This is a genomic window from Neobacillus sp. DZ-9, from assembly GCF_059587065.1.
In genome coordinates this window covers 659,829-673,470 of the sequence record NZ_JCAIOL010000003.1, presented here as the reverse complement: position 1 = coordinate 673,470, position 13,642 = coordinate 659,829, and the positions used below count along the sequence as shown (strand labels likewise).

12 protein-coding genes and 1 riboswitch are annotated in these 13,642 nt (G+C 41.9%); all 12 genes read left to right on the top strand.

Annotated elements, in window-relative coordinates; translation table 11 throughout:
* Positions 1-88: 88 nt before the first annotated feature.
* The 12 genes from AC59HZ_RS11625 to AC59HZ_RS11570 all read left to right on the top strand — a co-directional run bounded on the left by AC59HZ_RS11625 (position 89) and on the right by AC59HZ_RS11570 (position 13,137).
* On the top strand, positions 89-790 hold the full coding sequence (locus tag AC59HZ_RS11625) for a FadR/GntR family transcriptional regulator (RefSeq protein WP_496545949.1): 702 nt from the start codon (positions 89-91) through the stop codon (positions 788-790).
* Between the two features lie 114 nt (positions 791-904).
* Positions 905-1,987, top strand: a complete 1,083-nt coding sequence (locus AC59HZ_RS11620) for a tartrate dehydrogenase (protein ID WP_496545948.1) — start codon at positions 905-907, stop codon at positions 1,985-1,987.
* Positions 1,988-1,989: 2 nt separating this feature from the next.
* Positions 1,990-2,730, top strand: coding sequence for an SDR family NAD(P)-dependent oxidoreductase (locus AC59HZ_RS11615; RefSeq protein WP_496545947.1), 741 nt, complete (start codon positions 1,990-1,992; stop codon positions 2,728-2,730).
* Between the two features lie 3 nt (positions 2,731-2,733).
* Positions 2,734-4,191, top strand: a complete 1,458-nt coding sequence (locus tag AC59HZ_RS11610; protein WP_496545946.1) for an aldehyde dehydrogenase family protein — start codon at positions 2,734-2,736, stop codon at positions 4,189-4,191.
* A 121-nt stretch (positions 4,192-4,312) separates the two neighbouring features.
* Positions 4,313-5,167: an energy-coupling factor transporter ATPase gene (locus tag AC59HZ_RS11605; RefSeq protein WP_496545945.1), complete on the top strand. Its 855-nt coding sequence runs from the start codon at positions 4,313-4,315 to the stop codon at positions 5,165-5,167.
* Positions 5,164-6,060, top strand: a complete 897-nt coding sequence (locus AC59HZ_RS11600; RefSeq protein ID WP_496545944.1) for an energy-coupling factor transporter ATPase — start codon at positions 5,164-5,166, stop codon at positions 6,058-6,060. The genes AC59HZ_RS11605 and AC59HZ_RS11600 overlap by 4 nt, the downstream gene beginning before the upstream one ends.
* Positions 6,044-6,886, top strand: coding sequence for an energy-coupling factor transporter transmembrane component T family protein (locus tag AC59HZ_RS11595; RefSeq protein ID WP_496545943.1), 843 nt, complete (start codon positions 6,044-6,046; stop codon positions 6,884-6,886). The genes AC59HZ_RS11600 and AC59HZ_RS11595 overlap by 17 nt, the downstream gene beginning before the upstream one ends.
* A gap of 31 nt (positions 6,887-6,917) precedes the next feature.
* Entirely contained in the window at positions 6,918-7,469 is a 552-nt protein-coding gene (locus AC59HZ_RS11590; RefSeq protein ID WP_496545942.1) for an ECF transporter S component, read from the top strand.
* A gap of 3 nt (positions 7,470-7,472) precedes the next feature.
* The gene (locus AC59HZ_RS11585; protein WP_496545941.1) at positions 7,473-8,447 is read left to right on the top strand and encodes a P1 family peptidase; all 975 of its coding nucleotides are present in this window, start codon (positions 7,473-7,475) and stop codon (positions 8,445-8,447) included.
* Positions 8,448-8,565: 118 nt separating this feature from the next.
* Positions 8,566-10,083, top strand: coding sequence for an amidase (locus AC59HZ_RS11580; RefSeq protein WP_496545940.1), 1,518 nt, complete (start codon positions 8,566-8,568; stop codon positions 10,081-10,083).
* Positions 10,084-10,164: 81 nt separating this feature from the next.
* Complete coding sequence (locus AC59HZ_RS11575; protein ID WP_496545939.1) at positions 10,165-10,452, top strand: hypothetical protein; 288 nt, start codon at positions 10,165-10,167, stop codon at positions 10,450-10,452.
* A 348-nt stretch (positions 10,453-10,800) separates the two neighbouring features.
* Positions 10,801-13,137, top strand: coding sequence for a YhgE/Pip family protein (locus tag AC59HZ_RS11570; protein WP_496545938.1), 2,337 nt, complete (start codon positions 10,801-10,803; stop codon positions 13,135-13,137).
* A 188-nt stretch (positions 13,138-13,325) separates the two neighbouring features.
* Positions 13,326-13,503: riboswitch (cobalamin riboswitch) on the top strand.
* The last annotated feature ends 139 nt before the right edge of the window (positions 13,504-13,642 follow it).

Genomic DNA, 13,642 nt, shown 5'->3' with positions numbered 1-13,642 from the left:
TTTTAAATATATTGACAATTCTGAATTGTGTTTATAAAATACTCTTAAGTTATCATATCATATGAAGAGTTAAGGACGGATGGAAAACATGGTAATAAAACGTAAATCCCTAGTCGATGATGTGGTTGATGTCTTTTTAAAAGATGTGGAAAACGGAGTGTATACATATGGTGATAAATTGCCTTCTCAGAAGGAATTGGCAAGCCGTTATCAGGTCAGCTTAATCGTTATTAGAGAAGCACTGACCAAATTATCTGCAGTAGGGATTATTAGTTTTCATCAAGGAAAAGGTACTTACCTAAATAAATCGGAAGAAGGAACATTTGTTGCTCCTGAATTTTCATCATTAATTTTCCATAATATCAATAACCTTCTTGAAATAGTGGAAGCGAGACAAATCGTTGAGAGTGAAACAAGCTCATTAGCGGCGAAACGAAGAACAAATAACAATCTTTTAGAAATTGAAAAAACGATCGATGGAATGAAGGAAAGCTTAAACGATTATGAACATTTTGCTAAGTGGGATGTTGAATTTCACATTGCTGTAGCAAAGGCTTCAAATAATCAAGTACTGCAAAAAATTACTACGCTTCTTATTGATAGTTATCGTTCGGAAATATCAAAATTTTTTCAAGTTCCAGGTGTAATTGAAAAGATATTAATGGAGCATGAAAGCATCTATTATCAAATATTAAATGGAGATAGCAGGCAGGCTTCTTTAATTATGCGTAACCATCTTGAATTACCAGAAAAGGTCTTTTCCGCAAAAATAGATGAATCTGAAAATTAATATGGATTTGTCCTCAATCCAATCCTTTTGTGTAAGCGCTTTATTTTAGTTTGATTGGATCATGTCACACTCATTTAAATGAAAGATTATATCAATTAATAAGAGGTGGAAAATATGACTAACTATCAGATTGCTGTTATCCCTGGGGATGGAATCGGCCCGGAGGTAGTGAATGAAGCAGTTAAAGTACTTGAACTGCTCAAAAAGATGGACCCTTCATTGCAAATCGAAATTGATACATTTGATTGGAGCAGTGAGTATTATCTTAGGAATGGAAAAATGATGCCCGAAGACGCACTTGATACATTAAAAAAATATGATGCTATTTTATTCGGAGCGATAGGTGATAAGAGGGTGCCTGATGATGTGACGGTATGGGAGCTAATCATGCCAATACGGAAAAATTTCAACCAGTACATTAATTTACGCCCGGTTAAATTATTGAAGGGAGTGCCGAGCCGGTATACAGGTGAAAGTATCGATTTTGTCATTGTCAGGGAAAACGCTGAAGGTGAGTACTCCAATAGCGGCGGCAGATTGTATTTAGGCACGGAACAGGAGATTGCCGTCCAAAATACTATTATTACGCGCACAGGTACGAAAAAAGTTGCAAGATTTGCTTTTGAATATGCTGAAAAACTTGGTAAAAGGACGGTTACAAGCGCGACAAAATCGAATGCGATCATCCATTCCATGAAACTGTGGGATGAAGCTGTAAATGAGGTGGGCCAAGACTTTCCGGCTATTAATCTGCAAAGCTATTATATTGATGCTCTAGCAGCCTATTTTGTTTCTAGGCCGGAGGATTTCGAAGTAGTTGTTGCTTCCAATTTGTTTGGGGATATTTTAAGTGATTTAGGCTCCGCAGTTGTTGGAGGGCTTGGGCTTTCCCCTTCTGCAAACTTAAATCCGGAAGGAGACTTCCCTTCCATGTTTGAGCCGGTTCATGGCTCTGCTCCTGATATTGCGGGCGAAGGGATCGCCAATCCAATTGCACAAATTTGGTCGGCAGCACTGATGCTTGAGCATTTGGGGAGGAAGGACTTAGCGGCAGTCATTTTGGAATCAATTGAACTGGTACTTGTACAAAAAGAAGTACAAACACCTGATTTAGGCGGCCATTCAACAACCAGTGAGATGGGCTCAGCGATACGGGATGCTATACAACAATTACTTTTTGTTAAAGAGGGGCGATAAAGTTGAGATTGGAAAATGAAGTGTTTGTTGTTACAGGTGCACAGGGAGGCATGGGGAAAGAAACTGTTAAACGATTTTTAGAAGAAGGAGCGTTTGTTGTCGCTGTTGATCTAAATGTGGACGGAGTAGAGGAAAGCGCTCATCTACTGCCGATTGCTGCGGATTTAACAAAGGAAGAGGAAGTGGCGAATGTATTTTCATCTGCATTTGAGAAATTTGAGCGTATTGACGGTCTTGTTAATATTGCAGGTATCGCCCAGCCAGCAACACCGATTGAAGAAGTGAGCTTAGCAGATTGGGAGAAAATTATGCGTGTAAACGCAACTGCTCCCTTTTTAACTTGCCGTGCTGCTGTACCTTATATGAAAAACAATGGTGCTGGAGTGATTGTCAACATCGCGTCTATATCCATGGTGAGACCTAGGCCCGGCTTAAATGCTTATATCGCTTCAAAGGGAGCCGCTGTTTCATTTTCGCAAGCATTGGCCATTGAATTAGCCGATTACGGGATTCGAGTAAATGTTGTGAACCCAGGTCCGGCAGATACGAAAATGCTTGGGGAATTTACAGCGAAGAATAAAGATATTGAGGCAACAAAGGAAAGTGTTTTTAAGAAAAGTGTTCCATTGGGAAGGCTGATTCATCCTAGTGATATTGCTAATTCCCTTGTGTATTTATGTTCAAAGGAATCGTCTATTGTGACAGGTTCTGTCTTAAACGTAGATGGTGGAAGGGGGATTTAACTAGTGAAGGCAGTCGATGTACAAATTAAAGGATGTTACATAGACGGAGAATGGATAGTCCCTAAAAAAGAGAGATTAATAGAAGTGAAAAATCCAGGGGACGGTTCAACTTTAGCTTTTGTTCCAAGAGGGGACAAGGAAGAAATTTTCCTTGCAGTAAAAGCAGCAAAAAAAGCATTTCATTCAAAAGAATGGAAGACTTTTAGTCCATATAATCGGGGGAAGCTTCTTTATCAGGTAGCGGAAATCATTCGCGAGAATAAAGAAGAATTAGCAAAATTAGAGACGTTAGATGTCGGAAAGCCACTGAATCAATCTGCTGTGGATGTTGAGATTGCTGCACGTTATTTTGAATATTACGCAGGTATCGCAGATAAAATTCTTGGAGAAACGATTCCAGTTGAGCCAGGAATCATCGATTACACTGTTCGTGAACCGATTGGGATTGTCGGACATATTATTCCGTGGAATTATCCTTTGCAAATTGCAGCAAGAAGCATTTCTGTCTCCATTGCAACCGGGAACGCTGCTGTCTTGAAGCCAGCAGAGGATACACCGTTAACGACTCTTAAACTGGTTGAATTAATGGAGCCATTAGAGCTGCCAAAAGGTATTTTGAATGTTGTAACTGGATACGGCCATGAGGCTGGTGCCGCGCTTTCAGGTCACCCTGATATAAACCATATTACTTTTACGGGTTCGGTAGAGACGGGGAAAAGGGTTATGGAGTCAGCGGCACAAAATATCATTCCCGTTACCCTTGAGCTTGGAGGAAAATCCCCAAATATTGTCTTTGCAGATTGTAATGAAGAAGAAGCTCTTAAGTGGGTGCTTAATTCCATTGTGCAAAATGCAGGCCAGACTTGTTCTGCAGGCTCCCGTTTAGTAATTGAAAAATCCATAAAAGAAAATTTCATAAGGAAGCTTGCAGCAGCTATGGAGAAGCTTTCAATCGGTCCTGGAATGGATAATCATGATCTAGGACCAGTGCTCTCTGAAAAGCAATTTAATCGTATCAAAAGTTTTATTGATTTGGCTAAACAAGATGGAATTAGGATTGTAACAGGTGGAGAGCGTAAGTTGATTGAAGGGCACCAATTAGGCTACTACCTTCAACCAACAATCTTGGATAACGTTCCTGCAAGCCATTATCTTGCTCAGGAGGAAATCTTTGGCCCTGTATTGACAGTTACCACCTTCCAAACAGAAGAAGAAGCAATCGAAATTGCAAATGGCACACCGTACGGACTTGTTGCTGGCATATGGACGGAAAACGGCGGGCGCGCTCACCGTATTGCCAGCCAGCTCCAATGCGGCCAAGTATTCATCAATCACTATGGGGCAGGGGGAGGCATCGCCCAGCCATTCGGCGGATACAAAAAAAGCGGCTTTGGCCGGGAGAAAGGGCTAGAGGCACTCCGAAATTATACTCAAGTAAAAAACGTGGCGCTGAAATATTAAGGGCATATAGGTCTTAGGTTTGACAGTAATGACGGGATACTGTTTCAGTAGCATACTAGCAATATTAAGCAATTCGAATAGCCGATATTTCTAAATATTAAAAAAATGAAGGGGGAATAAAATGGAGCCCATTATTCGTTTAGAAAATGTTTCTTTTTCATACAAAATCAATGAAAAAACAAAAGTATCCGTTCTTAAGAATATCTCCTTTTCCATCTTTCCTGGAGAATATGTAGCCATAATTGGCCACAATGGATCTGGAAAATCTACCTTATCCAAACACCTTAATGGGATTCTGACTCCAGACAGCGGGGATGTTTGGGTTCACGGGCATAACACAAAGGAAGTCATGAAGAAACGATCTATTCGTCAAGCGGTTGGCACGGTATTCCAGCATCCAGATAACCAAATTGTTGCGACGATTGTGGAGGAAGATGTTGCATTTGGACTTGAGAATATTGGAGTGCCAAGAGAAGAAATGAAAAAGAGAGTTGATGAGGCTTTAGAAGTTGTCAAAATGTCTCAGTTTCGCCACAGACCGCCGCATCACCTTTCAGGGGGACAGAAGCAAAGAGTCGCGATTGCCGGGGTGCTGGCTATGAAGCCAGATTGCATTGTTTTTGATGAAGCAACAAGTATGCTGGACAGTTTTGGCCGGAAAGAAGTTCTTCAGGTGATGAGGAAAATGAACAACATGGGAATGACGATTATTACCGTTACACACCATATGTCGGAAGCAGCGGAAGCTGACCGGATTATCGTCATTGAAGGCGGGCAGATTGTCATGGATGGTCCGCCGCGTGAAATTTTTAAACATAAGCTGGAATTAGAGAATCTGCAATTAGAAGTGCCTTCAGTGAGCAAAATGGCCGAAGTGATTCACAGTCAATTTACCACTTTTTCAAAGGACATCATTCAAGAAAATGAGTTTATTGAAGAAGTGGAGAAATTCCACAAAGAGGAGGTGGGAACATGACGGGCAGGCCAATCATCGAAATAGAAAATCTTACCCATACGTATATGAAGGGGACCCCGATGGAGCATGTTGCCTTAAAAGGAGCCAACCTTTATGCAGAAGAAGGTGAATGTATAGCCATCATTGGTCATACAGGGTCGGGAAAGTCGACTCTAATCCAGCACTTTAATGGACTGATGCGTCCGGAATCCGGAAAAGTCATCATTGATGGGGAAGATTTATCGAAGAAAAAGGTGGATTTGAAAACACTGCGGCAGAAAGTGGGACTTGTTTTTCAAAATCCGGAGGATCAGATTTTTGAAAAAATTATAGGTGATGACATTGCCTATGGGCCCTTTAAATTAGGCCTTCCACTTAAGGAGGTGAGGGAGCGGGTCAAATGGGCGATGGACGTGGTTGGTTTAGATTTTGAGGAAATGAAGGACAGACAGACCTTTGCGTTAAGCGGCGGACAGAAACGGAAGGTAGCCCTAGCAGGGATTCTTGCCTTAAAACCGAAGATATTAGTTCTTGATGAACCGACAGCTGGTCTGGATCCGAAGTCAAGAAAGGAATTGCTGGATAAAATTAAACGGTTAAACAAGGAAGAAAAATTAACGGTCGTTTTTGTGTCACACAATATGGAAGAGGTCGCCATGCTGGCAGACCGAGTATATGTGATGGCTGGTGGAACCGACGTGTTAACAGGCACACCGAAAGAAATTTTTACGGATAAAGAAAAACTGCAGCATCATCAAATTGGGACCCCCGAAACGGTACAGGTTCTTTATAAATTAACTGATCTTGGATACCAGGTAAATACGGAAGCTTTTTCCGTCACGGAAGCAGCAGAGGAAATTATAAAGGTTCTTGCCGGGAAGAAGGAGGGTTCAGAACATGTCCAGCGAATTTGAAATATCCCGTAGTATTACAATCGGTCAATACGTACCAACAGGCTCATTTATTCATCGATTAGACCCAAGAATAAAGCTTCTTGTTTTTGTCATTCTCGTGGTGGCGATTGCCTTTAATACGAGTTATTTCGGAAATGCCATTGGTCTAGTTTTATCTCTTTATTTATTCTGGGCGTCCAAAATCCCAATCAGCTACGGGTTATCTGGTGTGAAACCAGCCATTCCATTTATTGTGATCTTAGCCGTTTTACAGCTGCTTTTTCAAGGACAGCTCTTTTCAGATGGCAGAGTGTATGTGGATTATGGCTTTATCTTAATCACCAGCGAAAGCATTCGTTTGGTGGTTGTATCTGCCGTCCGATTTATTGAAATTATCTTCTTAAGCAGTGTACTCACCTTATCAACTTCCACCACAGAATTAACACATTCCATTCAAAGCTTATTGAGTCCGTTAAAGAAAATTAAATTCCCTGTCCACGAAATCTCATTGATTACAACGATTGCGATTCGTTTCGTCCCAACCTTCGCTATCGAGATGGAAAAAATGATGAAAGCCCAAGCTTCAAGGGGAGCCGACTTTGGTACCGGCGGATGGTGGAGAATTGTTCAAAGAACGAAAGAAATGTTTCCAATTATTATCCCTTTATTTAATATCGCCTTATCAAGGGCAGAGGATTTGATTCTTGCAATGGAATCACGCTGCTATACCCCTGGAGGCGAAAGGAGTTCCTACTCTGTGTATAAAGCCATTGCCAAGGATTATCTTGTCTTACTGGTTGGACTATTTTTCTCATTATTATTACTTTTTTATCCGTTTCCGTTTTAAAAAAATTCAAAAACCAAAGGGGAGTATTTGAATGAAAAAATCTTTAACAGTTCGTGATATCGTCATCGCTGGGGTGTTAGGTGCAGTAGCCATTTTATTAGGGGTAACACGATTGGGTTATATTCCAGTTCCAACAGCAGCTGGGAATGCCACAATCATGCACATTCCCGCTATTATAGGAGGGATTATGCAGGGGCCTGTGGTCGGCTTAATTGTTGGGGCGATTTTTGGAATATCCTCTTTCCTTAACGCCACGGTCCCACTCTTTAAGGATCCATTAGTAGCGATTTTACCACGGCTTTTTATCGGAGTGGTTTCATGGCTAATATATGTTGGACTCCGCCGCAAAAGTGAATACTTGGCGGTTGGTGCTGCCGCATTTTTCGGGACATTAACAAATACTGTACTTGTGTTAACAATGGCTGTAGTTCGCCATTATTTAACTGCGGGAGTAGCCTGGACAGTCGGAATCACAAACGGAATTCCTGAAGCCATTGTCGGTACTATTGTTACATTAGCGGTTGTATTAGCTTGGAAACAGATTGGCAAAACACAGAAATCAAAAATTTCTAAGGATTTGTAAGGGATGCATAATCAAATTACAGATGTACCGGGAGTAAAAGTTGGCAATAAAGAAATTCAACAGGCATTGACCGGTTGTACCGCTATTCTTTTTGAAGGGGGTGCGGTAGCAGGGGTGGATGTAAGAGGGTCTGCTCCCGGAACCCGGGAAACCGATCTTTTGAACCCGGTTAATTTAGTTGATAAAGTTCATGCCATCTGTTTAAGCGGCGGGAGTGCATTTGGTTTGGATGCTGCTTCTGGCGTAATGCAATTCTTAGAGGAAAAAGAGATCGGCTTAGATGTGGGTGTCGCAAAGGTTCCAATTGTTCCAGCAGCAGTGTTGTTTGATCTACCGTACGGCGACCCCCAAATTCGACCGGATAAACAGATGGGTTACGAGGCTGCAAAAGCGGCAACAACAGAGAGGTTTAGCACAGGAAATTATGGGGCCGGGTGCGGGGCTACGCTTGGTAAATTGGCTGGTCCTGGCTTTTGTATGAAGGGCGGCCTCGGCAGTGCATCGTTTCGCTTAGAAAATGGTGTGGTGATAGGTGCGATTGTGGCTGTCAATCCTGCCGGTGATGTCCGCGACTCTTCCACAGGAGAAATTTTGGCAGGGCCTTATAAAAATGGGAAGCTTGTTGATAGTATCAAGCTTCTTGAACAAAACTATCAACCCACTATTCCTGTTGGGACCAATACCACCATTGGAGTGATTGCTGTAAATGCAGATTTAACAAAGGCTGAGGCAACAAAAGTAGCACAAATGGCTCAGGATGGGTATGCAAGAACGATTTATCCAGCTCATACCCTGTTTGATGGTGACACCATTTTTGCTGTGGCTACCGGAGGAGAAAGGGTTCCAGTAGATGTGATTGGCGGGCTTGCAGCAAAGGTCATGGAGATGGCGATAATAAACGCGGTTAAATCAGCAGAAAGTATTGAAGGAATTATCGCTTATAAAGATTTATTTAATAATCATCAATCAGAGCGGTAATAAGTGGATGTAAATAACCATTGGAATGATACGGAATTAATTTAGGGTTTTTACATTGTAAAGATAAGAGTGCAATGATAAATATCCAATCCGAACAAATATGAAGGAGTGAAACTTTGTGACATTTGTTATGAGCTGGAATGAATGGTCTAACCTTGATGCCATAGGCCTCGCCGATTTGGTACGAAAAGGAGAGATTACCCCGAGAGAGGTGGCCCAACAGGTTTCACTCGCCATCGACACTCTAAATCCTTCGGTCAACGCCGTCATCGAGGTCTTCGATGATGCGGTCAATGACCCCATGAAAGATGGAACGAACCCAGCCGGGGTCTTTGCGGGAGTACCTTTTCTGATGAAGGATCTAGGACCAACCTTAAAAGGGCGCCTGCAGGAGATGGGTTCACTTCTGATGCAAGGGAATCGTTCTACAGCCGATAGCTTTCTAACAAAGCGCATCCGCCAAGCTGGTCTCAACATTATCGGACGAACGACAACACCAGAGTTTGGGCTCTGCAGTTCAGCCGAGAATCCGGATGTCTATGTTACGCGAAATCCGTGGAATCTTGACTATACAACCTGCGGCTCTTCTGCGGGCACGGCAGCTTCGGTCGCGGCTGGAATCATTCCAATCGGACATGCAACTGATGGCGGCGGCTCAATTCGAATTCCTGCGGGTGTGAACGGCAACATCGGTTTGAAGCCGTCCCGCGGCGTCTTTTCGGTTGGCCCCTACAGTTCGGACTTGATGGGTGTAGTATCAGCTCAGGGCTGTCACTCACGCACCATCCGTGACACCGCAGCCTTTGTAGACAGTTGCAGAGGGGGAGCACCCGGCGAGTTCATGCCCTATTGGATGCCGCAGCAGCCTTATTCCGAACTGATACGTCGAGATCCGAAAAAACTTCGTATCGCTGTTTCACATGAGTGGGGTGATTACCAGGCCACACCGCACATTGCTGCCCAATTGGAGCAGGCGGCTGGCTTCCTCGAGGCACTTGGCCATCACGTGGAGTGGGTTATCCCTAACATTGACTTTCATGCCGCCTACGAGGCACAAACCGAGTGCTATATCATGAATTTTACTCAAACAATTCAGGGTCTATTGGAGCAAAAAGGCTTGGAACGTCCACCTGCCGATCTTATTGAACCAATGTGCATACGGGTCTGGGAAGAAGGCCGTTTTGCCTCTTATACTCAACGTGCCAAGATGCAGGCGAAGTTTAATGATATTTCCCGCAGTGTAGCCGCCTTTTTTGAAGACTGGGACATCATCCTTACTCCTACGATGGCCCTGCCCACACCATTGGTTGGAACGAAGGAGTATCTGACAATCAGCGATAATCCTTCAGTCTACGACTGGTTCGAGAACCTTTGGCGCATATTCTCTTATACTTCGATCGCCAACCTTTGTGGCCTGCCGGGCATCTCGTTGCCAATGGCTGAGCTTGAGAACGGGATGCCGCTTGGAATTCATGCGCTCACACGGCAAGGAGATGATGGATTGCTTCTGCAATTGGGAGCCCAAATCGAGCGCGCTCTTCATGGAAAATGGAACCAGGGTCGACGTCCCGATGTGCATGTAACTTCAATTGATGCAGTTCCGCAACAACATTCGTCTTATACAGAATCCAAGTGACAACTGTAGGAAACATTCTTTTCAAGCACATTCCTTGTCTTTAAAAACATTTTCGAACCCCTTTTTGTTTCTGAAAAATTGATGAATATTACAACATATTTTCTCAAACAATATAGAAAAAAGGTGGTTATGACATTGTTTGACTTGTATTTTATTTTGGCTGGTTTGGTATTGTTAATATTGGTAGGAGGACTAATATATACTCTAACAACTGGAAGATTTGTGACTGCAAGGCAAAGCGAGTTTGATGCCGAAATCAATGAAAAGACTCAAAGACATCCTATTTTGCTAAATCCAATATTTTTTGCTTATATTATTGGGATTGCGCTTGTAATTTTATATATTTTATATCATGCTTCTAGGATTTGAAAACGTTGGAAAAAAGGTGTAAAGCACTGTCTTACACCTTTTTATTTTTATTTTATTTAAAGCAGCTATGATGATAACTTAAATCTTTCTAGAGGATAATCCTACACATAGCAGGCCAAGATTTCCACCATCTTAGCGAGATTTTTTCGGAACCTTAATGATCATATGAAATGTTTTTATAAACAAAAGTGTTGAACCCAATCATAAGATGTGATATAGTCATTTTATCAAAAATGACTAAAATACTAAAGTGGTCAACTGGTAGTGAAAATTTTTTTTAGAATCGAATGACCAAATGAGAGTATTAGTCACTTGTGCAAAAAAAGACTTAATTTAGGGGTGAATAACATGAAAGCTTTTGCAAATATGAAAAGCGAATTTCTGAAAATTATTCGTACGCGCAAATTGCTTATCGCCATAATCGGTGTGATGATGATTCCTGTGCTATACAGCGCAACATACCTATGGGCATTTTGGGATCCATATGCCCATTTAGACAGAATGCCTGTGGCGATTGTCAATAATGACAAGGGTGCCAAATACAATGGAGAGCAGTTGACCATTGGCAAGGATTTAGTTGATAACTTGAAAGAGAAGAAAACATTTAATTGGGACTTTGTCAGCGAAAGTAAAGCAAAGCATGGCTTGAAGAATCAAGATTATTATTTGATGATTGAAATTCCTAAAGATTTTTCAAAAAATGCAACGACGTTACAAAGCAACAATCCACAGAAACTAAATCTGGTCTATACCGTAAATGAAGGCAATAACTATCTATCATCGAAAATTGGTGATTCAGCCATTGAAAAAATTAAGGAGGAAGTGGCGGCCTCGGTTACGAAGACATATGCGGAATCCATGTTTGATAGTTTAAAAGATGTAGCTGGTGGGTTGAAAAAAGCAAGTGACGGTGCAGGTGAACTTTCTAACGGAATCGCTGAAACCAAAGATGGTACAGGCAGGCTAGCAGATGGAATTGCTTCTGCAGACAGCGGTGCGGAAAAGTTAGCAAATGGCGCTAAATCAGTTGATTCCGGCGCCAAGGCAATCAAGCAAAATCTTGAAACATTGGCAGCTAAATCGGTTGCTTTTTCAGATGGCGTAGTATCTGCTTCAAACGGTTCAGAGCAGGTTAATAGCGGTTTAAAGCAATTTAATACTGTCCTCACTCAATTTAAAGACAAGAACACCCAGCTGTTAGCAGGTGCAAACCAAGCGGAAGCTGGCCAAAAGCAATTGTATGATGGCTTAGCAGCAGCTGCAGGAAGTCTGCCTGAACTTGAGAAAGGATCAAACCAGATTGCGGAAGGTTCTTCTAAGATGTCTGCTTCCTTACAACAATGGGAGGCAGGAGCAGTTAATGCAAAGTCCGGTGCCGATTCAGTAGGCCTTGGTCTGAAGCAAGTGCTTGACCAAGTAACAGCGATGTCAGATAGTTCGATTGATCCAACCGAGAAAGAAAAACTGATTAATAGCTTGACCCAATTATCGGAAGGAAACCAGCAGGTCGTTTCTGGTGTAGGTGACTTGGCAAAGAGCGCCGGGGAAATAAAGCAAGGCTCTGATTCATTAGCAAACGGTGCTAATCAGTTAAATCAAGGACAGCAGAAATTGGCTAATGGTATCAATCAATTATCTGACGTTGCGGAACAGGTATTGAATGGCCAAAAACAGGTAACTCAAGGTCTTGCCCAGTATGGATCAAAACTGGATGAAGCACAAAAAGGGTTTAGTCAAATTGCAAGTGGCTCAAGCAGCCTTACATCCGGGTTAGGGCAATTGGCATCGAGCTCTGTTCTTTTGCAAGATGGAACGAATAAGCTGGCACAGGGAGCGACACAATTAACCACAGGTACCACTTCCCTTTATACGGGTGAAAAAGACTTAAAGAACGGTATGACCAGCCTTGCAAGTGGTTCGACGGATTTAATGGACGGAATGGCTAAACTTACAGATGGCTCGAAGGAATTGAGCACTCAATTAAGTGACGGGGCAAAAGATGCCAGTGATGTAAAAGCCAACAACAGCGTATATGATATGTTTGCAAAGCCAGTCAATGTTAAAGATTACAAAATGAATCAAGTTCCAAACTACGGAAGCGGATTGGCGCCTTATTTCTTGGCACTAAGTCTATTTGTTGGAGCTTTGATGCTTTCCGTTATTTTTCCAATGTATAAACCAGTCACAGAACCTAAGAGTGGAATTAGCTGGTTTCTCGGAAAAGCCGGAGTGATTTTAGCAGTAGGAATTGCTCAGGCATTAATCGCGGATGCGGTGCTGCTCATGTTACTGGGGCTCGAAGTGAAGAGTGTTCCTTACTTTATTATGTTCAGTATCTTTACTAGCTGGACATTCATGGCCATAATTCATTTCCTTGTTGCGGCTCTTGATAATCCTGGACGCTTTATCGCTGTAATTATCTTGATTTTACAATTAACATCCAGTGCAGGAACGTTCCCGATAGAACTTAGTCCAAAATTCCTGCAAACGATCAATCATTACTTGCCGATGAGCTATTCGGTTTCTGGTTTTAGGGCGATTATTTCAACAGGAGACTTCGGTTTTATGTGGGAGAACATTGCGCATATTGCTATATTCCTTGTTTTATCCCTGGCTGCTACATTAACATTTTTTATTGCGAAATTTAAACGGCAGCAAGGGCAGCTGCATTTACAGGAACAATAACTTTAAATTTTTTGAGGCAGGACCATTGGCGGTCCGCCTCATTTTTATGGGTAAAGTATATGTGTAATTGAAATGACAAACCTTAACAAAATATTAGAAGGTTTGATTTTGATATAAAACTGTTGTAAATTTTCAAAAAAAAATAGTATGTTAACTTTCTAGATTATATGGTATAGTTATAAAAAATTTAATAAATACTTTAAATAAGTGCTCACATTTGTGAGGTAAAAGGGAAACTAGTGAAAATCTAGTACAGCCCCCGCTACTGTAAGAGCTGATGAAATTACAATGCCACTGAGAAATCGGGAAGGTGTAAGAGTAAAAAGAAGCTTAAGTCAGGAAACCTGCTTATTTAAACGACACTTGCTTTTCGGAGGGAGAAGTATAGGCGGGACAATTATTCTTATTGTTTTTGTGTTTCAGTATGCTTAATTTATACTGCTATTTCACATCATGCCTGTATTCCTTTTAAAAGGAGTGCAGGCATTTTTTATTTGGAGGTAAG